26 protein-coding genes are annotated in these 24,267 nt (G+C 71.1%); 10 read left to right on the top strand and 16 right to left on the bottom strand.

The annotated features are described in order from the left end of the window. The first annotated feature begins 40 nt into the window (after nt 1-40). Nucleotides 41-373 (top strand): divalent-cation tolerance protein CutA, encoded by a 333-nt coding sequence (gene cutA, locus AB0N90_RS08080; protein WP_365193905.1) that lies wholly within the window; start codon nt 41-43, stop codon nt 371-373. A 6-nt stretch (nt 374-379) separates the two neighbouring features. On the opposite strand, the gene AB0N90_RS08075 is transcribed toward cutA, so the two are convergent. After that, the gene (locus AB0N90_RS08075; protein WP_365193902.1) at nt 380-1,294 is read right to left on the bottom strand and encodes a LysR family transcriptional regulator; all 915 of its coding nucleotides are present in this window, start codon (nt 1,292-1,294) and stop codon (nt 380-382) included. A 93-nt stretch (nt 1,295-1,387) separates the two neighbouring features. Between AB0N90_RS08075 and AB0N90_RS08070 the strand changes: the two genes are divergently transcribed. Next, nucleotides 1,388-2,314 (top strand): DMT family transporter, encoded by a 927-nt coding sequence (locus tag AB0N90_RS08070; RefSeq protein WP_365193901.1) that lies wholly within the window; start codon nt 1,388-1,390, stop codon nt 2,312-2,314. Between the two features lie 68 nt (nt 2,315-2,382). Here AB0N90_RS08070 and AB0N90_RS08065 read toward each other — a convergent pair whose 3' ends face one another. From AB0N90_RS08065 to AB0N90_RS08040, 6 genes are all read right to left on the bottom strand, one after another. Further along, nucleotides 2,383-2,793 carry a hypothetical protein gene (locus AB0N90_RS08065; RefSeq protein WP_365193898.1) on the bottom strand — a complete coding sequence of 137 codons (411 nt, stop codon included), beginning with the start codon at nt 2,791-2,793 and terminating at the stop codon, nt 2,383-2,385. 168 nt (nt 2,794-2,961) lie between these two features. After that, nucleotides 2,962-3,516: a hypothetical protein gene (locus AB0N90_RS08060; protein ID WP_365193897.1), complete on the bottom strand. Its 555-nt coding sequence runs from the start codon at nt 3,514-3,516 to the stop codon at nt 2,962-2,964. Nucleotides 3,517-3,827: 311 nt separating this feature from the next. Continuing rightward, nucleotides 3,828-4,661, bottom strand: a complete 834-nt coding sequence (locus AB0N90_RS08055) for a helix-turn-helix transcriptional regulator (protein WP_365194731.1) — start codon at nt 4,659-4,661, stop codon at nt 3,828-3,830. Beyond that, a complete protein-coding gene (locus AB0N90_RS08050) occupies nt 4,658-5,167 on the bottom strand; it encodes a DUF6879 family protein (RefSeq protein ID WP_365193894.1) in 510 nt (169 codons plus the stop codon). The genes AB0N90_RS08055 and AB0N90_RS08050 overlap by 4 nt, the downstream gene beginning before the upstream one ends. After that, nucleotides 5,154-5,369 carry a hypothetical protein gene (locus AB0N90_RS08045; RefSeq protein ID WP_365193891.1) on the bottom strand — a complete coding sequence of 72 codons (216 nt, stop codon included), beginning with the start codon at nt 5,367-5,369 and terminating at the stop codon, nt 5,154-5,156. Before AB0N90_RS08045 ends, AB0N90_RS08050 begins: the two co-directional genes overlap by 14 nt. 219 nt (nt 5,370-5,588) lie before the next feature. Next, nucleotides 5,589-6,449, bottom strand: coding sequence for a helix-turn-helix transcriptional regulator (locus AB0N90_RS08040; RefSeq protein WP_365194728.1), 861 nt, complete (start codon nt 6,447-6,449; stop codon nt 5,589-5,591). Between the two features lie 123 nt (nt 6,450-6,572). Here AB0N90_RS08040 and AB0N90_RS08035 point away from each other — a divergent pair, with 123 nt between their 5' ends. The 4 genes from AB0N90_RS08035 (at nt 6,573) to AB0N90_RS08020 (ending at nt 9,080) form a co-directional block, all read left to right on the top strand. Continuing rightward, the gene (locus AB0N90_RS08035; protein WP_232987591.1) at nt 6,573-6,800 is read left to right on the top strand and encodes a hypothetical protein; all 228 of its coding nucleotides are present in this window, start codon (nt 6,573-6,575) and stop codon (nt 6,798-6,800) included. After that, complete coding sequence (locus tag AB0N90_RS08030; RefSeq protein ID WP_365193889.1) at nt 6,797-7,270, top strand: ATP-binding protein; 474 nt, start codon at nt 6,797-6,799, stop codon at nt 7,268-7,270. Before AB0N90_RS08035 ends, AB0N90_RS08030 begins: the two co-directional genes overlap by 4 nt. Before the next feature lie 229 nt (nt 7,271-7,499). Continuing rightward, nucleotides 7,500-8,504, top strand: coding sequence for a helix-turn-helix domain-containing protein (locus AB0N90_RS08025; protein ID WP_365193886.1), 1,005 nt, complete (start codon nt 7,500-7,502; stop codon nt 8,502-8,504). 111 nt (nt 8,505-8,615) lie between these two features. Next, nucleotides 8,616-9,080, top strand: a complete 465-nt coding sequence (locus AB0N90_RS08020) for a hypothetical protein (RefSeq protein WP_365193883.1) — start codon at nt 8,616-8,618, stop codon at nt 9,078-9,080. A gap of 252 nt (nt 9,081-9,332) precedes the next feature. On the opposite strand, the gene AB0N90_RS08015 is transcribed toward AB0N90_RS08020, so the two are convergent. The 4 genes from AB0N90_RS08015 to AB0N90_RS08000 form a co-directional block, all read right to left on the bottom strand. Beyond that, entirely contained in the window at nt 9,333-10,547 is a 1,215-nt protein-coding gene (locus tag AB0N90_RS08015; RefSeq protein WP_365193882.1) for an MFS transporter, read from the bottom strand. A 170-nt stretch (nt 10,548-10,717) separates the two neighbouring features. Then, complete coding sequence (locus tag AB0N90_RS08010; RefSeq protein ID WP_361671342.1) at nt 10,718-11,767, bottom strand: endonuclease/exonuclease/phosphatase family protein; 1,050 nt, start codon at nt 11,765-11,767, stop codon at nt 10,718-10,720. A gap of 183 nt (nt 11,768-11,950) precedes the next feature. Then, nucleotides 11,951-12,580, bottom strand: a complete 630-nt coding sequence (locus AB0N90_RS08005; protein WP_365193880.1) for a TetR/AcrR family transcriptional regulator — start codon at nt 12,578-12,580, stop codon at nt 11,951-11,953. 227 nt (nt 12,581-12,807) lie between these two features. Beyond that, nucleotides 12,808-14,394, bottom strand: coding sequence for an MFS transporter (locus tag AB0N90_RS08000; protein ID WP_361671348.1), 1,587 nt, complete (start codon nt 14,392-14,394; stop codon nt 12,808-12,810). Between the two features lie 227 nt (nt 14,395-14,621). Between AB0N90_RS08000 and panB the strand changes: the two genes are divergently transcribed. Then, a complete protein-coding gene (gene panB, locus AB0N90_RS07995; RefSeq protein WP_365193877.1) occupies nt 14,622-15,488 on the top strand; it encodes a 3-methyl-2-oxobutanoate hydroxymethyltransferase in 867 nt (288 codons plus the stop codon). Between the two features lie 103 nt (nt 15,489-15,591). On the opposite strand, the gene AB0N90_RS07990 is transcribed toward panB, so the two are convergent. After that, nucleotides 15,592-16,470 (bottom strand): class I SAM-dependent methyltransferase, encoded by an 879-nt coding sequence (locus AB0N90_RS07990; protein WP_365193874.1) that lies wholly within the window; start codon nt 16,468-16,470, stop codon nt 15,592-15,594. A 103-nt stretch (nt 16,471-16,573) separates the two neighbouring features. On the opposite strand from AB0N90_RS07990, the gene AB0N90_RS07985 reads away from it, so the two are divergent. Further along, entirely contained in the window at nt 16,574-17,599 is a 1,026-nt protein-coding gene (locus tag AB0N90_RS07985; protein WP_365193873.1) for an ATP-binding cassette domain-containing protein, read from the top strand. Continuing rightward, nucleotides 17,596-18,417 carry an ABC transporter permease gene (locus AB0N90_RS07980; RefSeq protein ID WP_085564437.1) on the top strand — a complete coding sequence of 274 codons (822 nt, stop codon included), beginning with the start codon at nt 17,596-17,598 and terminating at the stop codon, nt 18,415-18,417. Before AB0N90_RS07985 ends, AB0N90_RS07980 begins: the two co-directional genes overlap by 4 nt. A gap of 15 nt (nt 18,418-18,432) precedes the next feature. On the opposite strand, the gene AB0N90_RS07975 is transcribed toward AB0N90_RS07980, so the two are convergent. Then, on the bottom strand, nt 18,433-21,942 hold the full coding sequence (locus AB0N90_RS07975) for a BTAD domain-containing putative transcriptional regulator (RefSeq protein ID WP_365193871.1): 3,510 nt from the start codon (nt 21,940-21,942) through the stop codon (nt 18,433-18,435). A gap of 35 nt (nt 21,943-21,977) precedes the next feature. Then, entirely contained in the window at nt 21,978-22,112 is a 135-nt protein-coding gene (locus AB0N90_RS07970) for a hypothetical protein (protein ID WP_365193869.1), read from the bottom strand. Between the two features lie 320 nt (nt 22,113-22,432). Here AB0N90_RS07970 and AB0N90_RS07965 point away from each other — a divergent pair, with 320 nt between their 5' ends. Beyond that, nucleotides 22,433-23,239 (top strand): site-2 protease family protein, encoded by an 807-nt coding sequence (locus AB0N90_RS07965; RefSeq protein WP_365193868.1) that lies wholly within the window; start codon nt 22,433-22,435, stop codon nt 23,237-23,239. On the opposite strand, the gene AB0N90_RS07960 is transcribed toward AB0N90_RS07965, so the two are convergent. Together AB0N90_RS07960 and npdG are read right to left on the bottom strand one after the other, a co-directional pair. Continuing rightward, nucleotides 23,229-23,435 carry a hypothetical protein gene (locus AB0N90_RS07960; protein ID WP_365193866.1) on the bottom strand — a complete coding sequence of 69 codons (207 nt, stop codon included), beginning with the start codon at nt 23,433-23,435 and terminating at the stop codon, nt 23,229-23,231. The genes AB0N90_RS07965 and AB0N90_RS07960 overlap by 11 nt on opposite strands. A gap of 101 nt (nt 23,436-23,536) precedes the next feature. Beyond that, nucleotides 23,537-24,241 carry an NADPH-dependent F420 reductase gene (npdG, locus tag AB0N90_RS07955; protein WP_365193863.1) on the bottom strand — a complete coding sequence of 235 codons (705 nt, stop codon included), beginning with the start codon at nt 24,239-24,241 and terminating at the stop codon, nt 23,537-23,539. Between the last annotated feature and the right edge of the window lie 26 nt (nt 24,242-24,267).

Below are 24,267 nucleotides of genomic sequence, written 5' to 3'. Positions count from 1 at the left end.
TGGGTAGGGTCCAATTTCCTTGATCTGGAAAGGCAGTTGTATGACCGAGATCGTGATCGCGCAGACGACCGTCGACGACGAGGAACGCGCGGGGGCCCTCGCCCGGGGCGCGGTGGAGAACCGCCTGGCGGCCTGCGCCCACATTGATCCGCCGTTCACCGCGGTGTACCGGTGGCAAGGGGCCGTTGAGACCGCTCAGGAGTGGCGGATCTCGTACAAGACGACCGCCGACCGGCTGCCCGAGCTGGCGGCCTGGGTCGCCGAGCACCACGGCTACGAGGTCCCCGAGTGGATCACCCTGCCGGTGACCGGGGGTTCCGAGGCGTATCTGCGCTGGGTGGCCGAGGAGACCGCACCGCACGCGGCCGGGTGACGCGTCTCAGGCCCCGGAGGGGTCCCGGCCCTGGATCCGCGCGGCGGTGGTGCGCAGTTCGGCGAGGACCGTCCGTACGGCCTTGCGGGCGGTGCGTTCGGGCCGGTGGAGTACGTCGATGCGGCGCCGGGCGTGCACTCCGCTCAGCGGTCTGAGGACGATGCCGGGGTGCGGGCGGGCGGTCCAGCGGGGCATCAGCGCGACACCGCCGCCCGCGGCCACCACCTCGGCGACCACGGTGAACTCATTGATCCGATGGACGATGTCGAGCGCGCGGTCGGCGAAGGCGGCGATGGCCTCGATGGTGGCCATCAGCGGGAAGCCGTCATGGACCGTGATCCACGGCTGGTCCGCCACGTCCCGGGGCGAGAGCACCGGCTCGGCGGCCAGCGGATGGCCCACCGGCAGGGCCACGTCGAGGGGCTCGCGCAGCAGCGTGGCCGAGGTGACGGTGCGCGGCCAGGGCGGGGCGTGGTCGAGGCGGTGGGCGAGCACCAGGTCGTAATCGCGGGTGAGCGCGGGGAAGCGGTCCTGGGCGACGTCCTCGTCGGCGAACGCGAGGCGGGGATGCTCCGGGCCGGAGAGGCCGTGCAGCAGGAGCGGGAAGAACGCCGAGGCGGCGCTGTGGAACGCGGCCACCGACACGACGCCGCCGGGGTGTTCGGCGAAGTCGGTGACGGCGTGCCGGGCCCGGGCCAGGGCGGACTCGACCTCGATGGCGGCCGCGGCCAGGGCATGTCCGGCGTCGGTCAGTACGACCCGGCGGCCCGCGCGTTCGGTCAGCGGGACCGGGATCGAGCGCTGGAGCAGCCGCAGCTGCTGCGAGATCGCGGACGGCGTCACATGCAGCGCCTCGGCCACGGCGCTGACGCTGCCCAGGTCTCCGAGTTCGCGCAGGATCCGCAGTTGCCGTTCGTCCACGGTGACAGTGTAGGACGATGATGTAGAACGGCTACACCTTTGTTGTAGAAGTTGGTTGTGGCCTTCAATGTCCTGCTGGGGCAGCGTGGAGGCATGAACGTCTCCCGCCGTACCGATGCGGTACTTCTGCTGGTCGCGCTGGTCTGGGGTTCCAGCTATCTCGCGGCCAAGACGGCCACCGCCGCGCTGCCGGTCCTGGCGGTGCTGTTCGCCCGGTACGCGATCTCCGCGTCGGCGTGCGGAGCGCTGGTCGCCTTCCGGTCCCGCCGCTCCTGGACCCGGGCGGAGGTCCGCGTCGGGTCGCTGCTGGGGGTCACCCAGGCGGCCGTGCTGGTGCTGGAGACATACGGGGTGGCGCACACCAGCGCCGCGAACGCCGGGCTGATCATCAGCCTGACGATCGTGCTGACGCCGCTGCTGGACCGGGTCGGCGGTCGTCGGCTCCCCCGGACGTTCTTCCTCGCCGCCGGCCTCTGCGTACTGGCCGTCGGGCTCCTCACCGCGGGCAACGGGCTGCACGCGCCCCGGCTCGGCGACATGCTGATACTGGCCGCCGCCGTGGTCCGGGCCGCTCACGTCACGCTCGTCGGACGCCTCACGACGGGCCGTCGTATCGACCCCCTGCACCTGACGACCGTCCAGACCGTCGTGGGCTGCGCCCTGTTCCTCCCGGCCGCCGCCCATTCCCTCCCCGCCCTGGCCCACAGCGGCGCCGCCACCTGGGCCCAGCTCGGCTATCTCGCCCTGTTCTGCAGCGTGTTCGCCTTCCTCGCGCAGACCTGGGCGGTCCAGGGCACCTCCGCCACCCGGGCCAGCCTGCTCCTGGGCACGGAGCCGATCTGGGCCGTCGCCATCGGCCTCACCCTCGGCGGTGAACGGTTCACGCTGTGGGCGGCGTTGGGCGCGGGGCTCATGGTGGCGGGGACGTACTGGGGGCAGAGCATCGAGAGGCGGCATCGCACGGCGGTCCCTGCGGGGGAACGTGAAGTGTGCCCGGCGATGGCGCCGACCGGGGTCTGATCGCCTCGGCCGGTGCCGGTGCCGGTGCCGGTGCCCGCCTCGGGCGGAGGCGAGCACCGGCCGGGGGCTCAGCGGATGTGGACCGTGACCACGCCGGAGGTGTGCAGGTGCACCGGGTGGTGGTCGTGCTTGTTCTTCAGGCCGTAGAGCACGGCGCGCAGTTGCAGGTCGCCGCGGTGGGCGGCCGAGCCGTGGGTGGTGAGGCGGGCGTCGCCCTTGACCGGGGTCGTGCAGTTCTCCTGGTGCCAGGGCTGCTTGCCGGTGCGCTCCTCCAGGCACAGCTGGTGCAGGTAGCCGGCGATGTCGTCGTCGCCGTCCGCCTTGATCGTGAACGTCTTGCCGACGTGCGCCGTGCGCGGCACCGTGACCTCCACGTCCCCCTTGGCGAACGCCGGTACGGCGGCCAGCGTCACCGAGGCCAGCCCCAGCGCCCCGATCACGACCGCGCGAACGCCCCGCGCCCTCTTCATCCCGTTCATCTGCTTCCCTCCCCCGGGTCCCCCTGGTCGGGAGGGACCCGTTTCCTTCCGAAAGCGCCTGATTGCGCCTCGCTGGTTCTTGAGATGGGTGGGGTGGTGGGGCGGGTTGGGTCTCGTACGACGACTTTACGGAATCCTGCCGAAGCCCCCGGGCAGGGAGAGCGAGACTCAGGTGGCGGGCAGACCCAGGGAACGGAGCGTGCCCGGAGGTACGTCGGCACCTTCGAGGGCATCGGCCAGGCGCAGGGCACGGTCGGCGATGAGAAGGTCGGAGGGCGTCTCAGGTACGGCGTCGCCCGTCCGGGCCAGCCACTCGGCGATCTTGCGCCAGGAGTAGAACTCGGTGCCGCCGGTGCCGGGTTCCGGGCCGGGGAACCCGGCGAATTCCTCTCGCCACCGGGACAGTTCCCGCCCACATCGCTGGGCGGCCTCCTCCAGGGTCACGAGGTCGTCGTATCGGACACCGACCGCCCGCAGCCCCGGGATGAGACGGACGGCGCGGGCCACTTGGGCGACGGCGTCCAGGAGGGTCGGGGCGTCGATGTCGCAGGACAGTTCTTTGAGTGCGCTCACATCCGAAACATGCTTGTAGTCCCCGGGGTTCTCGGGACCCAGCGTGTAAGAGACCGACCCGTCCGCGAAGGCATCGCAGTGATCAAAGACATCGGCCTGCTCGGCGGTGAGAGGCTGGTTGACCAGGAGGGTGAAGCTCCACTCTGACACGACGGCGGTCCTTTCAGTGCTGGTGCTCCCGGACGAAGCGGTCGATGCGCTTCGCCTCGTTGCCAGGGTTTTTCGGGGTGCCTGAAACCACGTGGCGCGCTCCACAGGAGCAGCACACCACCCAACCCCATCGGTGCCCGTTCTTGTCCGGCACCACCTGACATCCGGCTTGCTTCGCCCGGTCCAGAGCCGCCGCGACATCCCCATCTTGGTGCCGCCCCTTGGAAATAACAGACGGATACTACTCAACGCAGCAAATCGGTCACAAAAGGCGACGGGCGGTCTGGCCTCGGTCGACCAGGGGAAGTCGTTCAGCGCGTGCTGCAATGCCTCAAGAACTCGTCCCGGACGCCCTCGACAAGGCTCCGCATGTCGTCGCCGTAGAGCGCCACCGCGGCGAACCTGTCGAACGTGTCGACGTACGTCTGGACATCCCGCGGGTCCCGTGTCGTCACCTCCGAGTGGAAGGTCTCGACAATGACGAGGCTGTCGTCGTGGATGCTGAAACAGGTCATGGGGAAGTCCGGTTTCCGGCCCGCTTGGGGGGCGACGCCGACGCGGACGGCGGGGAGCCGTGACAGGGAGACGAGCCGGTCGAGTTGGACGGCCATGACGGTGGGCTCGCAGATCAGCCACCGCAGCACGTGTTCGCAGATGACGAAGTGGAACGACCGCCCGTCCTCGTACAGTGCAGCCTGCCGCTCCAACCGGGCCGCCACGGTCCGCGCCCTGGTCTCGTCCGGCAGAGCCGGTGGCAGGGAGAACACCGCCGTGGCGTACTCGGGGGTCTGGAGGAGGCCGGGGATGAGCTGTCCCTGGAAGAGCCTGAGCGCCTTCGTGTTGGCTTCGATGCCCTTGATCGTGTTCTGGTGCTTCCAGGCTCCCATGCGACGCAGCAAACGCCATGCCTTGGCTTCCGTGGCCTCGGCCCGCGCCGCCGCGAGGAACTGTTCCTTGGCCTCTTCGGACACCCCGAGGGCGGACAGGACGAGGTCGACGTCCTGCACCGTGGGCATGGTCCGGCCGTTCTCGATCTTCGAGAGCTTGGCCGCGGACATGGAAGCCCTGCGGGCGACCGCGCTGCCGGTCAGTCCCGACGCCTCGCGCAATGCCCGCAGTGCTCTTCCGAGGGATTCCGTGGTCAGTGGTGCCGCTCCCAGTAGGCCGTGAACGGCACGGCCCGGGAGAGCGCCAGATCCCGGTATTCCCGGTACTCCGGGAGGCGGTCGGTGGGCAGGAGTTCACCGCCGAGGAACCGGCCGTCAGGGGTGTAGTGCATCCGGTACACGTCACGGTCGTCGAAGAGCCAGAAGTCGTGTTCGGGCAGACCGTCCGCGTTCCGCTCGGTGAGGTCGATGATGCCGATCGACTCCCCGGCCTTGATGTTGCCGGGGTAGGCCGCCAACTCGTAGCGCAGATAGTCGGTCAGCGGGGAGCGCAGGACGTGGACGCGGGACACCCGCTTGCCCTTGTCCGTCATGGACCGCACCCACGGGTTGTCGTCCCACTCCGGACCCATGTCCTCGCCGGCCAGGAAGCGCGCGATCTCCTCGCGCTCTTCCTCCACGTCGTACTCGGCCAGCGTCTCCAGCCGGAACGCGGTCCGCTCGAATGTCTCGAAGAGGCGCCCGAACTCCTCACCGGTGAGCACGGAAGTACTCCTCCAGTACGGCCGCGGGGACCATGACCGCCGTCTCGCCCTCGGGCAGGCCGAGTTGCGCCAGCCGCTCGGAGTCGTTGATCACGTAACCCTGTACGACGTACTCCTTGCCGTCGGCCGTGCTCCACAGGGTGGGGCAGGTGCCGTTCTTGCAGTCCGGGTCTCCCGAGAGCTTCCGCAGCGGTGCGCCCACGGCGTCCCCCTCTTGTCGACAGGCTTGGTCAAGCCGATGCTCCCGACCAGGCGACTTCCGGGTCAAGCTCCTCGGCTTTCCAGTACGGGAAACCCGGCGGGTAACCGGCCGAGCCCGGACGCGGTTCTACTTGAGTGAGCCGATGAACGGGGCCCAGGCGGTGGCCGTGAGGAGGAGGGCGGGGCCGTCGCGGAGCAGCTCGGCTTGCGCCGGAGGGTGTCACTCAAGTGGGCGAGGTCGCTTGCCATTTCGGTAGTCCTCAGCCGCTCGCTCGATCAGCCTCAGAGACGTCTCAGGGTCCAGTGCGGCGGCCCGCAGGCGACCGTATGCCTTTGAGTACTGCCTCACGAGTCCGGGCTCATCGATCAACTGCCCGTGGTACATCCCCTCGGTGTACATGACCGGAGGGGCATCGCTGAAGGCCAGGAATCTGGACATGCCCATCATGAAGGGGTGGGGGCCCGACTTCTGGGGCACGAGCTGCGGAAATGCCCGGCGCTTGCGCATCACCTCCACCACATGGGCCAGCTGCTCGGCCATCTCGTCGGGCGGCAGGAAGGGCTGCCAGAGCACGGACTCATGCAGCACCACCCAGCTCTCCGGCGAGTCCCTGTCCTCGAAGAGCCAGGCCCGAGCCCGCCGGGCGGCGACCCTGGCCGCCAGCACCTCCTCGGACTCCCTTGGATACGTGGCGAGTATCAAGGCCCGCATGTACGGCTCCAGTTGAAGCGGACCCGGGATCAGCAGCGGCTCCCACTCCTCGATCTCCACCGCCTGCTTCTCCAGTTCGAGCACATCCGCGAAGTACTCGGCGTGACCGCCCTTGCCGGCCTTCTGTACGTCCTTGCAGTTCCGCTCGAAGAACCCGTCTGTCCCCAGCCGCTGGTCCGCGTGCCGAGCCAGAGCGATGGGCATCCTGCGCTGACCATGCTCGATGTCGCTGAGGTAGGACTTGCCGTAGTAGCTGCCTTCGAGGAACGCCTCCAGTGAGAGCCCTGCCTGCTCCCGCTTGTACCGCAGCTCCTTGCCGTAGAAGCAGGGCACGCTCGACGAGCCATCGATTTCCTTGCGCCGAACCACACGCCCACCGCCGTATCCCGTTCCGCTGATCGCGTTGTGAACACGCAACGTCTTCCACCGTAGCGATCACGACGACACTCTGTGAGGTGTTTGTCACACAACGCACAGAAGGCGGGCTCCTCCATGTCCGACCACTCCCCCACCACCCCCTACGACGTCACCCTCTGCGTGGAAGAACTCCGCGCCGCCCTCGCCCTGCACGACATCAAGTTGCCCTCCCTGACCATCCATCTGCCGAGCTTCGCCGGGAAGTACGGGCACACGCAGGGGCTCGTCACGCTGGGGAACTGCAACATGGCCACGGCGCGGGCGCTCGCCGCCGTACTCAAGAAGACGGCGGGCGAGGAATGAGGGCGGTCGAGCTGCACATGCCGGCGACGCCGAAAGCCGTACCGGAGCTGCGGCATCGGCTCCGTGGGTACGACTACGACGTCCGCCTGTGCGCGACAGAGCTGCTGACGAATGTCGTCGAGCATGTCGGGGGTGGAACCCCGGTGCGCGTGGCCATCGTTGATCTGAGCGGTCCCGACCGGGCCCGTATCGAGGTGACCGACCCGGACCCACGCGGAATGCCCACCGTTCTGTCGGCGGCCGAAACGGCGGAGTGCGGGCGGGGGCTCGTTCTCGTGGCCGCGTTGGCGGAGCGGTGGGGGGTGGAGCGCGGGCCCGGGGGCAAGACGGTCTGGTGCGAGGTGGTGCGGGGGCGGGGGGCAGCCGACTTCGGCAAGGTCGTTCCCCGCACCCACCGTCACCAGGATGCCGAACCCGACGGCGAGCCGGGTGATCTTCACCGTGTCGTGGTCGATTCCGTGGCAGAGTAATGCGCCGATCTGATGATCGGGGTTCTGATCGGCGGTCGAGACTCGCGCACAGCCGATGAGCAGCTGCCGATGAACTTCCGCCGGAATCCGTCGGCTGGAATCCGTCGGCCGGACCGTTCACGGCGTCGGCAGTCGCTCGCGCCGAGGCGTCGTCGCCTTTGGCGTGCAGTGGGGCAGTGACCGCAGGGGAACCCATGACCGAAAGTGGGGGCTTCGGGTGCTGAGCGACATGGTGTTTCGCAGCGGGGATCTACCGGCGCAGGAGCGGCTGGCCGCGCTGGACGAGCTCTGGGCCAATGACACGCACCCCATGCGGGTGGTCAGTGACGCTCCCGAGCGTTTCCGGGCGACGGTGCGGATGCTGGACCTCGGAGCGGTGAACGTGGTGAGGCTGGCGGTCTCGCCGTGCGAGGTGCTGCGCACGCCGAAGCTGATCCGGCGGGCCGACCCGGAGCTGTGCTCGGTCATCGTGCCCCTGAGCGGCACACTCACGGTCAGCCAGGCCGGGCACGACATCGCGCTGGGTGCCGGTGAACTGGCCCTCTACGACAGTTCGCAGCCGTTCCGTATCCGGTTCACCGCGATGGACGGGGCGACCCGGCTGGTGCGCGCCCATATACCGCGGGCGCTGCTGAGGCTGCCCGCCGACGGGCTGAAGCGGTTGCCGCCGGGACCGTTGTCGGCGGCCGCGGGATTCGAGGGACTGCTGGCCCGGCTCCTCGCCGATGTGATGTCGGGTTCCGCCCCCTACCGCCCCCACGATCTTCCCCGAGTGGCCGTGCTGGCCCAGGAGTTGCTGACCTCGACGGTCGCCCACCACCTCGGGGCGGACGACACGGAGGCGCCCGGCTCAAGCCGAGGCATGTTGCTGCTGAGTATCGAGGCGTTCGTCCGACAGCATCTCGGCGATCCCGGGCTGTCACCGGAAACCGTCGCGGCCGCCCATCACATCTCGATCGGTCATCTGCACCGCCTGTTCCGGACCCGCGAGGCCACTGTCGCCGCCTGGATCCGCCGGGAACGTCTGGAGCGCGCCCGCCGCGACCTCGCCGATCCGGCACTGCGCGACGTGCCCATCCACCTCATCGCGAGCCGCTGGGGCTTCAAGGACCACCCGACCTTCACCAGAGCCTTCCGCTCCGCCTACGACGCGTCCCCCACGGAGTATCGCCATGACTCCGCGACCGTGGTGCGGCGTTCTTGGGTTTCTCGTCCGAGCCCCGGGTTCGGATGAGACGCACCGTCAAAGACCGTGCCACTGATCGTCAACGACATGCCCCCTGATCGCAAGCAAACTCGTGCTCGGCAGAAACGGTGTTCTTCGTCTGGTCCGGAAGGGATCAACATGCGAGTCACACGAATGGTCGCGGGGCTGACAGCCGCCGTCACCGCCACCCTCGGGCTGAGCCTGGCCACCGCGGGCTCCGCCGCTGCGGCGGGGGGTGGCAGCTGGCACGCTTACGGCAACACCAATCCGATCACCTCCAGCTCCAGCACATGGCGTTGCGCCGGCACCGTACCGGTGGCCACCGATGTGTCCGCGCAGGTCTGCGCGATCAGGTCGTCGGGCGGGGGTGCCGTACAGGGGGCGGTGATCGTGCGTAACAACCGATCGAGCCTCTACAGCGTGCAGGCTGCCATGGACCTGGCGACCTCCAGCGCCTCCCTCGGCGCCTGGACATGCCCGTCATCGGGGGTGGGGGCGACATCCTGGTCGGTGTGCTTCGGACCGACCCTCACCCAGAGCGGTTCGGTGAACTCCGTGGGGGAGGCCAACAACGTGAATCTCGGCGTGTCGCCGAATGTCTGAGCCGGAGCTCATCGAGGTGGTGTGAGTCGCCGCCCGACAGGCCGCCACCGTGCCCCCGTCATCGGCGGGGGCACGGTGGCGGAGGCGCAGGCTCATCTCGTAGGGCGCGCCGTCACGCGGTGCCGTGCGCCCACGCCGACGGGCTTCACATCACCGGCGCAGCCGGCCGACCGCATGCCTCCGGCGGGTTCCGGCCGCCCGCCATGATGACGACGACCGGCCGACACCAGCCCTGCCTCTCGACACGAGCCGTCAGGAGTGCAGCGCGCCCGAGCCCTCGGGCACATGGGACGTGACGACCCGGCCGGCCGAGGGGACCGTACGGCGGCGGTCCACCATGTACGCCGCGAACGCCACCCCCACCCCCAGCACCGCGAGCGCCGCGCCCGCGAGGGCCGGGGAGGTCGTGCCGTAGCCCGCGGCCAGGGCGATGCCGCCGACCCACGCGCCGCCCGCGTTGGCCAGGTTGAAGGCGGCCTGGTTGGCGGAGGAGGCCAGGGAGGGGGCGGCCGAGGCCTTCTCCATCACCATCAGCTGGAGCGGGGAGCCGGTGATGAAGGCGGCCGTGCCCAGCAGGGTGACCGCCAGCGCCGCGCTCCATTCCGCCCGCATCAGGAGCGGGAACAGGGCCAGGACCACGGCGAGCGAGATCAGGCCGCCGAACAGGGTGCCCCGCAGCGAGTGGTCGGCCAGGCGGCCGCCCAGGAGGTTGCCCGCCGTCGCGCCGACGCCGAACAACGCCAGCAGGAGGGTCACGCTCGTCTCCGCGTAGCCCGCCGCGTCCGTCAGCATCGGCGTCACATAGCTGTACGCCGCGAACAGGGCGCCGAAACCCGCCACCGTCGTACCGAGCGCGAGCCACACCGGCAGGGGGCGCAGCGCGGCCAGCTCGCCGCGCAGGCCGGTCGCGGAGGCATGGGTGTGGTCGTGCGGGATCAGGAGGGCCAGGGAGGCGATCGCGGCGAGGCCGATCGCGCTCACGCCGAGGAAGGTGGCCCGCCAGCCCAGGTGCTGGCCCATCAGCGTGGCCGCCGGGACGCCCGCGATGTTGGCGACCGTCAGGCCGAGAAACATCAGGGAGACCGAGCGTGCCTTGCGCTCCGGCGGGACCATGGTGGTCGCCACCACCGCACCCACCCCGAAGAACGCCCCGTGCGGCAGCCCGCTGAGGAAGCGCGCGGCGAGCAGGGAACCGTTGCCGGGGGCGAACGCGGAGAGCGCGTTGCCCACGACGAACAAGGCCATCAGGGCGATCAGGACCGTACGACGGGACATCCGGGCCGTGACGGCAGCCAGCAGCGGGGCGCCGATGACGACGCCCAGCGCGTAGGCCGAGACCAGATGCCCGGCCGAGGGTATGGAGATGTGCAGGTCGGACGCGACGTCGGGGAGCAGCCCCATCATCACGAATTCGGTGGTTCCGATACCGAAGGCGCCGACGGCCAGCGCGAGCAGGGCCAGGGGCATGGAGGGGCCTGTGCCTTTCGGGAGCGTGGAGGAGAGCGTCGTACCCGGGGACATGGTGTTCCAGGGGCATGTTGTTCCGGGGACATGTTGTTACGGGGACGAGGTCGCCCCTGGAACATGTCAAAGTTCAGGTACGGAACAAAGTCTCTCAGGCCCGCTATTCCGCCAGGTTACGAGGGCGTGTCCAGGTTCACACGGGCCGCCACCGGGAGGTGGTCGCTGCCCGTGCGCGGGAGGGTCCAGCTGCTCTCCGGCTCGACGCCCTTGACCATGATCTGGTCGATCCGGGCCATCGGGAACGCGGCCGGCCAGCTGAACCCGAAGCCGCTGCCCGCCGCGCCCTGGGTGGAGCGCAGCTGGGAGGTGACGCCGTTGAGCGAGCGGTCGTTCATCGTGCCGTTGAGGTCGCCGAGGAGGATGACCCGGCTCAGGGTCTCGTCGGCCACGGCCTCACCGAGCGCGTCGGCGCTGGTGTCCCGCTGCCGGGCGGTGAAACCGGCCTTCAGCTTCACCCGCACCGAGGGCATGTGGGCGACGTACACCGCGACCGGCCCCTCGGGCGTGGTCACGGTCGCGCGCATCGCCCGCTTCCAGCCGAGCTTGATGTCCACGGCCTGTACGCCCGTCATCGGGTACTTGCTCCACAGCCCGACCGTGCCCTCGACCGCGTGGTACTTGTACGTCGGCGCGAGCGCCTGCTCGTAGACCGACACCTTGGACGCGGGGATCTCCTCCAGCGCGAGGATGTCGGCGCCGGAGCCGGCCACCGCGCGGGCGGTGCCGACCGGGTCGGGGTTGTCGGCGTTGACATTGTGCGTGGCCACCATCAGCTCGCCGCCGCCGCCCGACTTGTCGGTGAGCAGTCCGCCGAAGAGGTTGAGCCAGACGATCGCCGGCAGGAGTACGGCGATCAGGGTGATCGCCGACTTGCGCCACAGGCCGAGCAGCAGCAGGACCGGCACGAACACGCCCAGCCAGGGCAGGAACGTCTCGGTGAGGCTGCCGAGGTTGCCCACGGTGTTGGGCACATGCGCGTGCAGCAGCATCACCAGCGCGAGCAGCAGCGCGAGCGCGGTGAGGACGGCGCCCCGGCGCCAGATGCCGGAGTCGTTGCGCCAGGGGGCGAGCAGCCGGTGCAGCAGGCGTCGGAGCCGGGATCCCGGTCGCTCGGGCCCCGAGCCGCCGTCCGCCGTCTCCGTCATGTATGCCTGCTGCGCCATGCCGTCTGCCTCACTGCCCGCCGTGCACACCGTTCGCCCCCTGCTTCCGACCCTAGGGGATGATCGGCTCCGTTCTCGCCGTCCCATGACGGCCGTACGGAAGACGATGACGAACGGGTGGCGCGGGGAGTTCCGGTCAGCGGTGCGATGCGGGTGGTCTGTGACAAAACATGCACATCAGCGCTACGAGACTGTGGAGCTGACGGGTCGTAGCCCTTCCAGGGTGATGTCCACGATGTGTTCCGCCAGGTCCTCGGGCAGGTCGCCGTCGGGGCGCATGACGGTGCGGACCAGCATGGCGCCGACGAACATGTCGTTGGCCAGGTCGAGGTCGATGTCGGGGCGCAGTTCGCCGTCGCGCTGGCCGCGCCGCAGCACGTCGAGCATGAGGAGGCGCCGGGGGGCGACAACGTCCGCGTGGTACGCGGCCCAGATGCGGGGGCTGGTCTTCATCTGCACGTACACGTTGTGCAGGATCGCCGAGGAGCGGCTGACCAGGCCGCGTTGGCGCAGGGACTCCAGGATGGCGATCAGGTCGTCGCGCATGGAGGTGCCGGGGAGTTCGGGGTCGGGCGGTTCGGCGGTGCGCAGGACGTCGACGAACAGCTCTTCCTTGCCGCTCCAGCGGCGGTAGATGGTGGCCTTGCCGACCCCGGCGGTGCGGGCGATGCGCTCGATGGAGAGTTCGGCGAGGGGTACGCCGTCCTCCAGGAGCTGCATCACGCCCTCCAGGATGGCCTGTTCCACGGCCTCGCTGCGGGGCCGGCCCCGGGCGGGTCCGGCCGGGCAGGACCGGTTGTCGGCAAAGCTCACGTCGATCCGTCCTCTCACTGTGCTGCGGGAATTGTCCCGCAGCCGCCTCCTCCCCCCGTGGAGCCGCCATCGAGCCGCCGTCGAGCCGCCGTCGAGGCCGCTCATGGCCGCGGGCCCGGTGCGCCGTCCGTCCGGTCGGCGCACCGGGCCGGGCGCGGGGCCGGTGCCCCGCTCCCTGGCCTCGGTCCAGCCGGCCTCGGACCAGCCGGCTTCAGCCCAGGGCGGCCTCAGTCCAGGGCGGCGACCAGTTCCTCTTCCTCGTTCTCCTGCTCGTTCGCCCGGGTCCGGCCCGGCAGGTACAGGGCCGTGATCACGGCGCCGATCAGCGCCACGCCCGCGCCCCAGAAGGCGGTGACATGCATGGCGTGCAGGAAGGCGTCGTCGGCCGGGCCGACCAGGAGCTTGCCCTGCGGGCCGAGCTTCTGGGCGATGCCGAGGGTGGCCTCGATGGAGTCGCCGGCCTGGTCGCGCAGCCCGGCGGGCAGCACGGTGAGCTTGTCCTCGATGCCGTTGCGGTAGGCGGTGGCGAGCACCGAGCCGAGGACGGCGATGCCGAGGGCGCCGCCGACCTGGCGGAAGGTGTTGCTCAGCGCGGAGGCCGAACCGGCCTTCTCGCGGGGCAGCGCCTGCATGATGACGACGGAGGTCGGCGTCATGATGTGGGCCATGCCGGTGCCCATCAGGAAGAAGATGACCTCAAGCAGCCAGATCGGCGTGTCGGCGTCGAAGGTGGCGAAGGTCGCCAGGGTGCCGGCGATCACCACCAGACCGGCGGTCGTGGTGGCCTTGTTGCCGAACCGCTGGACCACCAGGCGGGCCCGCGGCGCGAAGATCATCTGCGCGGCGGCCAGCGGCAGCATCAGCAGGCCGGACTGGAGCGGCGAGTAGCCCCGCACGCTCTGGGTGTAGAAGACCGAGAAGAAGGTGACGCCCATCAGCGCGAAGAAGACCAGCGCGATGGCGGCCATGGCGCTGGAGAACACCTTGTTCTTGAAGTAGCTCACGTCCAGCGACGGGTGGCTGCTGCGCTTCTCGAACACCACGAACGCGGCGAGTACGACGACGCCCGCGCCGATCGTGGCGAGCACGGTCGGGTCGGTGAAGTCGGCCAGCTGGCCGCCCTTGATGATGCCGTAGACGAGCAGGACGAGACCGACGACGGACAGGACGACGCCGATCGGGTCGAGACGGCCCGGCTTCGGGTCGCGGGAGTCGGGGACGAGCCAGACCATCAGCACGAGCGCGATGATCACGATCGGCACGTTGATGAAGAAGACCGAGCCCCACCAGAAGTGGTCGAGGAGGGCGCCGCCGGTGATCGGGCCGATGGCGATGGCGAGGCCGACGCCGCCGGCCCAGATGCCGATGGCCTTCGGCTGCTCCTCGCGCTCGAAGACGTTCATCAGGACGGCCAGCGTGGCCGGCATGACGAACGCGGCGCCGAGCGCCATCAGCGCGCGGTAGGCGATCAGCTGGCCCGGGGAGCCGGATTCGGCGGCGAGGGCGGAGCCGATGCCGAAGACGGCGATGCCGCCCAGCAGCACCTTCTTGCGGCCGAGGCGGTCACCGATCAGGCCGGAGGTGAACAGCAGGCCCGCGAAGACGAGGGTGTACGCGTTGATCGCCCACTCGATCTGGCTCTGAGTGGCGCCCAGGCCGACGGGGGCCGGGGTGGAGATGGTCTTGATGGCGACGTTCAGGATCGAGTTGTCGAGCACCACGATGAGCAGGCTCAACATCAACACGCCGAGGATCGCCCAACGGCGGCGGTGCACCGCCTCCGGTATGCGGGAGGCAGGGACGGAAGTTGTCATGTGTTCGAGCGTAGGGGTATTCCGATACGGAACCGTCTCGTATCGGAATCTATTTACCGAACCCTTACTCGCTTGGGGGCATGGCATTGCCCGAAGTGGAGCGGTGGGTTCGGCCACGGGGAGGATCACAGGGACCCCTCTGGCCCTGGTTGGCACGAGGTGCCACCATGGAGGGGATCCGGGGACGCCGTCAGGGCGCCTCGAGATGAATTGAAGGAGCCGTTGCCATGACGCAGCTTTCGGCTGCCCAGAACAAGCCCTCCGACGGCAGCAAGGCGCTGTACGGGGGTAAGGGCACTCGCCGCATCACGGTCCGCGACATCGCTCTCGCCAAGGAACGCGGCGAGAAGTGGCCCATGCTCACCGCCTACGACGCGATGACCGCGTCCGTCTTCGACGAGGCCGGCATCCCGGTCCTGCTGGTCGGCGACTCGGCGGGCAACTGTCACCTCGGTTACGACACCACGGTGCCCGTCACCCTCGACGAGATGACGATGCTCTCGTCCGCGGTCGTGCGGGGCACCAGCCGCGCCCTGATCGTCGCCGACCTGCCCTTCGGGACGTACCAGGAGGGCGCGACGCAGGCGCTGCGCTCGGCCACCCGGCTGGTCAAGGAGGCCGGGGTCGGCGCGGTCAAGCTGGAGGGCGGCCAGCGCTCGCACGAGCAGATCCGGCTGCTGGTCGAGGCCGGCATCCCGGTCATGGCCCACATCGGGCTGACCCCGCAGTCCGTCAACGCGATGGGCTACCGCGTACAGGGGCGCGGCGAGGAGGCGGCCGCGCGGATGCTCCAGGACGCCAAGGCCGTGCAGGACGCGGGCGCCTTCGCGGTCGTCCTCGAACTGGTCCCGGCCGAGCTCGCCGCCGAGGTGACGCGCTCGCTCCAGATCCCCACGGTCGGCATCGGCGCGGGTCCCGACACCGACGCGCAGGTCCTGGTCTGGACGGACATGCTGGGCCTGACCTCCGGGCGGGTCCCCAAGTTCGTCAAGAAGTACGCCGATCTGCGCGAGGTGATGGGCTCCGCGGCGAAGTCCTTCGCCCAGGACGTGGTCGGCGGCGCGTTCCCGGCCGAGGAGCACTCCGTCCACTGACCCCGGACCACCACGGCACCACCGGCAGCCCCGCTGATCTTCCCCCGTCAGCGGGGCTGCCCCCTTTCCCGGCCGCAGGTCAGCGGCGCTTCACGGCCGCAGGTCAGCGACGCTGCGCGACCGCGACCCGGCCCGAGTCCAGGGACGTCCGGTTGCGGGCCGGGATGCCGAGGGAGCGGGCGAGGGTGAGGAGGCCGTCGTCGGAGCTGACGTGCAGGCCGTACTCCATGAGCAGGGCGGCCATCTGCTCCGGTTTCCACAGGGAGAGCCAGGGCTCGCCGGCGGTCGCGGAGTTGCCGAGGAGACGGGCCAGCAGCCGGCCGACGGTGGCTTTCGGGGAAGGGGTCTGGTAGTTGACGACCAGGGTGCTGCCGGGGGCCGTGCGGGCGGTGAGGGCGGTCAGGGTGGCGCGGACCTGGTCGCGGGTCAGATAGGGCACGACGCCCTCCCACAGCCAGGTCGTCGGCGCCGCGCGGTCGTGGCCCGCGGCGTCCAGGGCCGCGCCGAGATCGTCGACGGCGAAGTCGACCGGGGTGAACCGTACGGAACGGGCGACGGTCGGCGGTTCGGGGGCGGCCTCGGCCAGGCGGGCGCGCTTGTCGCGCTGGGAGGCGGGGTGGTCGACCTCCCAGACATCCGTCCCGGCCAGCTCCGGCAGCCGCCAGGCGCGGGTGTCCAGGCCGGCGCCGAGGATCACCAGCTGGCCGGTCGGGTGGGCGCGCAGTGCCTCGTCGATCGCGACCGTCCGCGGCCCCACCACCTCGGCGCACGCCCGCACACTCTCGTACGCCGTGCGCGCCTGCCAGCCCTGCGGCGGGGTCCCCGCGCGTACCTCGTCCACCCGCGTGCGCTCCTCGGCGCGCAGCAGCCGCACCGCCACCGGGTCGGCGAACCGGCCCACCGCCGCCCTGCCGTCCGCGACCGCCCGCCCCTGGCAGACCAGCACCGCCGTACGGCTCGCCGCGCGCTCGTTCTCGCTCATGAGGCCGATTCAACACCACCCGCCGCCGCCCGGAGCGGGGCTGTCGGCGCGCTGTCGGGGCGCTGTCGGTGGTTTGTCGGTGGGACCTGGCACTGTCAAGGGCATGACGCGAATCGATGAGAACCCCGGCGGCGGACGCAACGCCGTGACTGTGCGGGGACTGGTCAAGCACTACGGCGAGACCAAGGCGCTGGACGGCGTCGACCTGGATGTGCGCGAGGGCACCGTGATGGGCGTGCTCGGTCCGAACGGCGCCGGCAAGACCACACTGGTGCGGATCCTGTCGACCCTGATCACCCCGGACGCCGGAGCGGCGACGGTGGCCGGGTACGACGTCGTACGACAGCCCCGGCAGCTGCGGAAGGTGATAGGCCTGACCGGCCAGTACGCCTCCGTGGACGAGAAGCTCCCGGGCTGGGAGAACCTGTACATGATCGGCCGGCTGCTGGACCTGTCCCGCAAGGACGCCCGCACCCGTGCCGACGAACTGCTGGAGCGGTTCTCCCTGACGGAGGCCGCCAAGCGCCCGGCGAGCACGTACTCCGGCGGTATGCGCCGCCGGCTGGACCTGGCCGCCTCGATGATCGGCCGCCCGGCCGTGCTGTACCTGGACGAGCCGACGACCGGCCTCGACCCCCGTACCCGCAACGAGGTGTGGGGCGAGGTCCAGGCGATGGTCGGCGAGGGCGTGACCGTGCTGCTCACCACCCAGTACATGGAGGAGGCCGAGCAGCTCGCCTCGGAGCTGACCGTGGTGGACCGCGGCAAGGTGATCGCGACCGGTGGCATCGAGGAGCTGAAGGCCCGGGTCGGCGGCCGCACCCTGCGGGTCCGCCCGGTGGACCCGCTGGAGCTGCGCCCGCTCGCCTCCATGCTGGACGAGCTGGGCATCACCGGCCTCGCGGCCACCACCGTGGACAGCGAGACCGGCACCCTGCTGGTGCCGATCCTCAGCGACGAGCAGCTGACCGCCGTGGTCGGCGCGGTCACCGCGCGCGGTATCACCCTCTCCTCCATCACCACCGAACTGCCCAGCCTGGACGAGGTGTTCCTCTCCCTCACCGGCCACCGTGCCGGTGACACCCAGGACGCCAAGCCCGCCGACGCCCGCCAGGAGGTCGCCGTATGAGCGCCGTCACCACCACTTCCGCCGCCTCCGCCGACGACGTCCGGATCCCGCTGCGCGGGCACCTGCGGCACACCGGCGCGCTGATCCGGCGCAATCTGCTGTGGATCCGGCAGGACCCGGAGTCCATGTTCGATGCGCTGCTGATGCCGATCGTCTTCACGCTGCTGTTCGTGTACGTCTTCGGCGGCTCGATCGGCCAGGCGCTCGGCGGCGGCCAGGAGAGATACGTCCAGTACGTCATCCCGGGCATGCTCGCGATGATGAGCATGACCCTGTCCCAGGGCGTCGGCACCGGCTTCAGCCAGGACTTCAACAGCGGTGTGATGGACCGGTTCCGGTCGCTGCCGATCGGGCGCGGCTCGGTGCTGTTCGCGAAGATCGCGGTGGAGCTGGGCCGGATGCTGTTCGCGACCGCCATTCTGATGGTCGTCGCCGTGCTGGTCGGCTTCCACATCACCAACTGGCCCGGTCTGTTCGCCACGGTGGGTCTGTCGGCGCTGTTCGCCTCCTCGATCATGTGGGTGTTCCTCACCCTCGGCGTGATCCTGAAGAGCGCGCAGTCCGTGCAGGGCGTGGGCTTCCTGGTGCTGTTCCCGCTCCAGTTCGGCTCCTCGATCTTCGCGCCGACCGCGTCGATGCCGGGCTGGCTCCAGGCCTTCACCGACTACAACCCGCTGTCCACGCTCGCGGACGCGGCCCGTGGGCTGATGATCGGCGGCCCGGTGACACACGATCTCTGGGTGACCGTGGGCTGGTCGGTGGCGATCACCGCGGTGATGGCACCGGTCGCGATCCACAAGTTCCGTACGAAGAGCTGACGTTCACGCCGTACGTCACATCAGGGCGGTGGCCTCCACGAGGGAGAGGCCACCGCCTTCGGCGTACGCCCGCTCGTACGACTCCTCGTCCAGCACCTCGCGAATCCGGACCTCGGTGAGGTCGCGGCCCCGCCGCTCCACACCGGAGGAGACATGGCCGACGGGCAGCAGGTGGTCGGCGGCGGCCAGCACCCGGGCGGCGTCGGCGGCGCGGGCGCCTGAGTCGATGCGGACGAGCGCCATGGCGCCCACGGTGAGGGCGGTGGAGGGAAGTTGGGGGATGACGGCTTCGGCGAGCGGGTCGGCGGTGTGCCCGAGTGCCGTGCGGATCTTCTCCAGCGCCTCCTCGTTGCGGTCGTCCGCCGCGTCCACCCAGGCCTCCTGACAGAGCAGCAGCGCGTCGAAGACGACGAAGTTCGCGATCCTGAATTCCTCGCGCAGCAGCTGGAGTTGCTCCCGGGCCTCGGCGGTGCGTTCGGTCAGGCCCAGCCAGCAGGCCAGGAAGAGCCGCGCGGCGGGCATCGCCTCGCTGTGCATGGCGTCCTGGCTCTCCACCACCTCCCGCAGCATCCGTTCGCCCTCCGCCACCTCGCCCGACTCGATGAGCACACTGCCGAGGCGGGCGCCGAGCACGGCGGTCTGGGCGCGGGCGCCGAGGAGTTCGGCGTGCTCGATGGCGGCGCGGTAGTCGGCGGCGGCCTCGGCGTACAGTCCCTTGCGTTCATGGGACTCGCCGCGGGCGGACAGCGCCTCGGCGGTGCCCCAGTCGTCGCCGAGGCGGCGGTAGATGGCGAGCGCCTCGTCGGCGTCGCGGGTGGCGTCGCCGGCCCAGGCGGTGCGGTTGGCGAGGAAGTTGGCGCGCATCTGGAGGGAGCCAGCCAGCTCCCACTCGAAGCCGGGGGTGTCGCGGCAGGTCTCCACGTTGGCGTCGGCGATCGTCCGTATCCGCTCAGCCCCGCCCGTGAGCATCACCGCGAAGAACCACACCATGCCGGGCGAGCGGCAGGTCTGCGGCATGCCCTCCTCGTAGACCTGGGCCACGGCGCGCAGCTTGGCCTGCGCCGCGGGGGTCTGCCAGGCATCCAACTCGGCGTCCATGCAGGAGAGATGGGCGAGGTGGACGCCGCGCCGGGCCTCCAGGAGGACCTCGCCGGTGTAGGGCGGCGGGGCGTCGTTGCAGCGCTGCCACACCGGTTCGGCGCGGCGCAGCGGTTCGGCGAAGGGGTCCGGGCCGAGCGCCATGACCTCACGGCACCAGGTGCGGGTCTCCAGGCGCTGGTCCCGCATCTGCCAGAACCACACCAGGGACAGCACCAGGCACAGCCCCTCCTGCTCGTCGCGGGCGGCGACGGCGTGCCGGAGGGCGGTGCGCACGTTCTCGTACTCCGCCTGGAACCGTTCGATGGCGGCGCGCTGGCCGGGGCCGCGCAGCAACGCGTCGGTGGTGCGGGCGAGTTCGCGGTAGTACGTCAGATGGGCGCGCTCGGCCTCGGCGCGGTGGCCGGTCTCCGCGAGCCGCTCACCGGCGTACTCGGCGACGGTCTCCAGGAGCCGGTAGCGCATGGTCCCGGCGGCCGAAGGGGCGGCCACCACCAGGGACTTGTCGACCAGGGAGCCGAGGGCGTCCAGGGCGACGGATCCGCACACGGCCTCGGCGGCGCCCAGATCGCAGCCGCCCGCGAAGACGGACAGCCGGGCGAGCACCTCGCGTTCGTCGGCGTCCAGCAGGTCCCAGGACCAGTCCACGACGGCGCGCAGGGTCTGCTGGCGGGGCAGGACGGTGCGACTGCCGGAGGTGAGCAGCCGGAACCGGTCGTCGAGGCGGTCCGCGATCTGCCGGGGCGTGAGCATCCGCAGCCGGGCCGCGGCCAGTTCGATGGCGAGGGGCAGTCCGTCGAGGCGGCGGCAGATCTCGGCGCAGGCCTCCGGGTCGTCCGCGACACGGAACCCGGGCCGCGCCGCCGCACCGCGCTCGGCGAACAGCCGCAGCGCGACGGGTTCCGGCAGCGGCTCCACCGGACGCACCAACTCCCCCGGCACACCGAGGGGTTCGCGGCTGGTGGCGAGGACGGTCAGCTCGGGGCAGCGGGCCAGCAGCCGTTCGGTGAGGCGGGCGGCGGCCTCGATGACGTGCTCGCAGTTGTCGAGGACGATCAGCATCCGGCGCCGGGCGCAGTGCTCCACCAGCCGGTCCAGCGGGTCGTGCCCGTCGACCACCGCGCGCATGCTCTCGGCGCCGGCGCCGTGCAGCACGGTCTCGCGGGCGCCGATCGCGGTGAGTACGGCCTGGGGTACGGCTTCGGGGTCGTCCACGGGCGCGAGTTCGGCGAGCCACACCCCGTCGCGCGCCCAGTGCCGTACCGCCGCGGCGGCCTCCTGGGACAGCCGGGTCTTGCCCGCGCCGCCGGGCCCGAGCAGGGTGACGAGACGGGCGGTCTCCAGGTCGGCGCCCAGGGCCGCGAGGTCGGCTTCACGGCCGACGAAGGAGGTGAGACGGGCGGGAAGGTTGCCCTGCGCGGGCCGGTCGGGGGCGTGGGACCGGTCGGACGGGTGGGACGTGTAGGACCCTTGGGACACGTAGGACTCATGGGACGCGTAGGACTCATGGGACTCGTGCGGCGCGTGGGACCGGCCGTCGGGGGTACGTCGGTCGGGGTGGACACCCTGGACGACATCGCCGCCCCGGCCGCCGGGAATGAGGCCCACGCCGCCGCGCGCACCGTCACCGTCGCCAGGTCCGGCACCACGGCCGCCCCGACTGCCCCGCGCCGCCCCGGAGTCCCGCCCGGACCCGCCGTCCGCGCCCAGCAACTCCGCGTGCAGCGCGCGCAGTTCGGCGCCGGGGTCGGAGCCCAGCCGGTCGGCGAGGAGGCGTCGTACGTCCTCGTACCCGGCGAGGGCCTGGGCCGGGCGGCCGAGGTCGCGCAGGGCGCGCAGCCGCAGAGCCTGGAGTGGTTCGTCCAGCGGGTGGGCGTCGCACAGGGCGGTCAGTTCGGGCAGGGCGCCCTCGGCTTGGCCGAGGGCGAGGGCGGCGGTGTGCCGGGCGCGCTGCGCGTCCAGGCGCCGGGTCTCCCAGCGGGCGGCCTCGGCGGTGCGGTCGGGCAGATCGGCGAGGGCCTGGCCGTGCCACAGCGCGAGGGCGTCGTCCAGCAGGCCGGCGGCCTTGGCGGGGTCGCCCTCGGCGAGGGCGGTGAGGCCGTCGCCGGTCAGCCGGTCGAAGCGGGTGAGGTCGATGTCGTCGGCGGCGGCGGCGAGCCGGTACCCGCCGTCGGCGGAGGCCACGGCGTCCGCGCCGAGCGCGCGCCGCAGCCGGCCCACGAGCGCCTGGAGCGCACCGGCGGCGTCGGCGGGCGGGTCCGCGCCCCACACCTCGTCCACCAGCACGCCCACGGGCACGGTCCGTCCGGCCCGCAGCGCCAGCACGCTGAGCAGCGCACGCAGCCGCGCTCCGCCGACCGGGACGGCCGTACCGTCGGGGCGGAGCGCCTGAGTGGGGCCGAGAAGGCGATAGCGCACGGGGTCCATTGTCTCCGGGGGCTCGGGAAGCGGTCAGGGGGTGGTCACCGGACGCGGCGGGCGCTCCCGGTGGGGTCCAGGGTGAGGACGCCCACGGTACGACGGATCCGGCGCGGGCCGTCCGCGGCGCCGAGGCCGGTCTCCTCGAACCGCTTCGGGCAACCTTGGGCGGACTCCATTGTCACGGACCCGGCGAGCGGTTCCAGGCGGCGCCCCGCGGGCGGCGGGACCAGGCCGCCCGGCCCGGACCCTGTCTCCGGCCCGGTGTCCCCCGCGAACGGCGTCCCGCGGCAGCCCGCCGCCGGTCCGCGTGGAGCACACTCTTCCGTGGCATTCACCCACTCTCCAGGAACCGGACGGCGCGTGCGAGACGTTTTCCGCGTGTCGGCCGGAGGCCGGAGTCGTCCCGCGCGCCGCTCCGTCCGTCCAGCCCACCCGCCCGCCCAGCCCGCCCGACCAACCCCCCGCCCAGCCCTTCCGCCCAGCACAGGAGCCGCTCATGACCACCGCCACCACCCGACGATCCGGCGGCGACCGGCGGATCAGCCCGGTGTTCCTCGGGATCCTGGCCGTCGCGGCAGTGGCCGGCTGGGCCACCTGGACCGGGTACGCGCAGCGGCCGGGCATCGCGGTGTTCCTGTTCGTGACCGCCGCCTGGGTCGTCTCCCTGTGCCTGCACGAGTACGCGCACGCGCGCACCGCCCTGCACAGCGGCGACATCACGATCGGCGCGAAGGGCTATCTCACGCTGAACCCGCTGAAGTACACGCACGCGCTGCTGAGCATCGTGCTGCCGGTGCTGTTCGTGATCATGGGCGGGATCGGTCTGCCGGGCGGCGCGGTGTTCATCGAGCGGGGCCGGATCAGGGGCCGCGGGCGGCTGAGCCTGATCTCGGCGGCAGGCCCGCTGACGAACGCGCTGTTCGCGGTGGTGTGCACGGCGCCGTTCTGGCTGCACGCGCTCGACGGGGTGCCGCTGGTGTTCCGCTTCGCGCTGGCGTTCCTCGCGCTGCTCCAGGTGACGGCGGCGCTGCTGAACCTGCTGCCGGTGCCGGGTCTGGACGGGTACGGCGTGCTGGAGCCGTGGCTGCCGTACAGCGTGAAGCGGCAGGTCGAGGCGTTCCCGATGTTCGGGCTGCTGATCGTGTTCGCGCTGCTGTGGATCCCGTCGCTGAACATCGCGTTCTTCGGCCTGATCCACGACATCCTGCGCGGGCTCGGGGTGGACTCGGCCTACTCGGACTGCGGGTACTGGCTCTACCGCTTCTGGAACGGGACGCCGGAGGTGTGCACGGTCAGTTCGTGACCGGCCCGTCCTGAAGGGCGGCTTGGTCCTGCGCGGCGGCGCGGGCGCGCCTGACGTAGTACCAGGTCATGTTGGACGACAGGCCCGCGAGCAGCACCCAGACGATCCCCAGCCAGCTGCCCTGTACGAAGGAGACGACGGCCGCGGCCAGCGAGAGGACGCAGACGACGAGGGTGTAGAGGGCGATGCGGGGCATGACGGGTGGCTCCTGTCGGGGGACACTGCTACGGCGAACAGTGTCCCCCATCGCCATGGCCGGCTCATAGGAAGGTCGGCCCGGGCTCGCCGGAGAACGGCTCACACGTCGGTGAGACGGAGCCCCGCGTGCGCCTTGTAGCGGCGGTTGACCGAGATCAGGTTGGCGACCAGGGACTCGACCTGGTGGGCGTTGCGCAGCCGGCCCGCGAAGATGCCGCGCATGCCGGGGATGCGTCCGGCGAGCGCCTGCACGATCTCCACGTCGGCGCGGTCCTCGCCGAGCACCATGACGTCGGTGTCGATCTGCTCGATCTCGGGGTCCTGGAGCAGGACGGCCGACAGATGGTGGAAGGCGGCGGCGACCCGGCAGTCCGGCAGCAGCGCGGCGGCCTGCTCGGCGGCGCTGCCCTCCTCGGGCTTGAGCGCGTAGGCGCCCTTCTTGTCGAAGCCGAGCGGGTTGACGCAGTCCACGACGAGCTTGCCGGCCAGGTCGGCGGCGAGCGACTTCAGTGTGTCGCCGTGCCCGTCCCACGGTACGGCGACGATCACGATGTCGCTGCGGCGCGCGGCCTCGGCGTTGTCGGCGCCCTCGACGCCATGGCCGAGCTCGTCCGCGGCGGCCCGGGCGCGGTCGGCGGACCGGGACCCGATGATCACCTTCTGCCCGGCCCTGGCGAGCCGGTAGGCGAGCCCCTTGCCCTGCGGCCCGGTACCACCGAGCACGCCGACGACGTACCCGGAGACATCGGGCAGATCCCAGGGATCCTTGGCGGGGGCCTTCTGTGCGCTGTCGGTAGAGGTCATGGGGCGACTCTACGTCCGGACGAGCG

The sequence above is a fragment of the Streptomyces sp. NPDC093018 genome (assembly GCF_040684035.1).
In the GTDB taxonomy this organism is placed as follows: domain Bacteria; phylum Actinomycetota; class Actinomycetes; order Streptomycetales; family Streptomycetaceae; genus Streptomyces; species Streptomyces murinus.
The sequence above is the reverse complement of the archived record's forward strand: the minus strand, read 5'-3'. Positions and strand labels throughout refer to the sequence as shown.

Excerpts from the sequence above, each read along its gene's own strand:
- AB0N90_RS07965 (WP_365193868.1), top strand. The coding sequence starts at position 22,433 with ATGACCACCGCCACCACCCGACGATCCGGCGGCGACCGGCGGATCAGC.
- panB (WP_365193877.1), top strand. The coding sequence starts at position 14,622 with ATGACGCAGCTTTCGGCTGCCCAGAACAAGCCCTCCGACGGCAGCAAG.
- AB0N90_RS07985 (WP_365193873.1), top strand. The coding sequence starts at position 16,574 with ATGACGCGAATCGATGAGAACCCCGGCGGCGGACGCAACGCCGTGACT.
- AB0N90_RS08035 (WP_232987591.1), top strand. The coding sequence starts at position 6,573 with ATGTCCGACCACTCCCCCACCACCCCCTACGACGTCACCCTCTGCGTG.
- cutA (WP_365193905.1), top strand. The coding sequence starts at position 41 with ATGACCGAGATCGTGATCGCGCAGACGACCGTCGACGACGAGGAACGC.
- npdG (WP_365193863.1), bottom strand. The coding sequence starts at position 24,241 with ATGACCTCTACCGACAGCGCACAGAAGGCCCCCGCCAAGGATCCCTGG.
- AB0N90_RS08065 (WP_365193898.1), bottom strand. The coding sequence starts at position 2,793 with ATGAACGGGATGAAGAGGGCGCGGGGCGTTCGCGCGGTCGTGATCGGG.
- AB0N90_RS08030 (WP_365193889.1), top strand. The coding sequence starts at position 6,797 with ATGAGGGCGGTCGAGCTGCACATGCCGGCGACGCCGAAAGCCGTACCG.
- AB0N90_RS08015 (WP_365193882.1), bottom strand. The coding sequence starts at position 10,547 with ATGCCCCTGGCCCTGCTCGCGCTGGCCGTCGGCGCCTTCGGTATCGGA.
- AB0N90_RS07970 (WP_365193869.1), bottom strand. The coding sequence starts at position 22,112 with ATGGAGTCCGCCCAAGGTTGCCCGAAGCGGTTCGAGGAGACCGGCCTC.
- AB0N90_RS08025 (WP_365193886.1), top strand. The coding sequence starts at position 7,500 with ATGGTGTTTCGCAGCGGGGATCTACCGGCGCAGGAGCGGCTGGCCGCG.
- AB0N90_RS07980 (WP_085564437.1), top strand. The coding sequence starts at position 17,596 with ATGAGCGCCGTCACCACCACTTCCGCCGCCTCCGCCGACGACGTCCGG.
- AB0N90_RS07975 (WP_365193871.1), bottom strand. The coding sequence starts at position 21,942 with ATGGACCCCGTGCGCTATCGCCTTCTCGGCCCCACTCAGGCGCTCCGC.
- AB0N90_RS08010 (WP_361671342.1), bottom strand. The coding sequence starts at position 11,767 with ATGGCGCAGCAGGCATACATGACGGAGACGGCGGACGGCGGCTCGGGG.
- AB0N90_RS08070 (WP_365193901.1), top strand. The coding sequence starts at position 1,388 with ATGAACGTCTCCCGCCGTACCGATGCGGTACTTCTGCTGGTCGCGCTG.
- AB0N90_RS07990 (WP_365193874.1), bottom strand. The coding sequence starts at position 16,470 with ATGAGCGAGAACGAGCGCGCGGCGAGCCGTACGGCGGTGCTGGTCTGC.
- AB0N90_RS08000 (WP_361671348.1), bottom strand. The coding sequence starts at position 14,394 with ATGACAACTTCCGTCCCTGCCTCCCGCATACCGGAGGCGGTGCACCGC.
- AB0N90_RS08020 (WP_365193883.1), top strand. The coding sequence starts at position 8,616 with ATGCGAGTCACACGAATGGTCGCGGGGCTGACAGCCGCCGTCACCGCC.
- AB0N90_RS07960 (WP_365193866.1), bottom strand. The coding sequence starts at position 23,435 with ATGCCCCGCATCGCCCTCTACACCCTCGTCGTCTGCGTCCTCTCGCTG.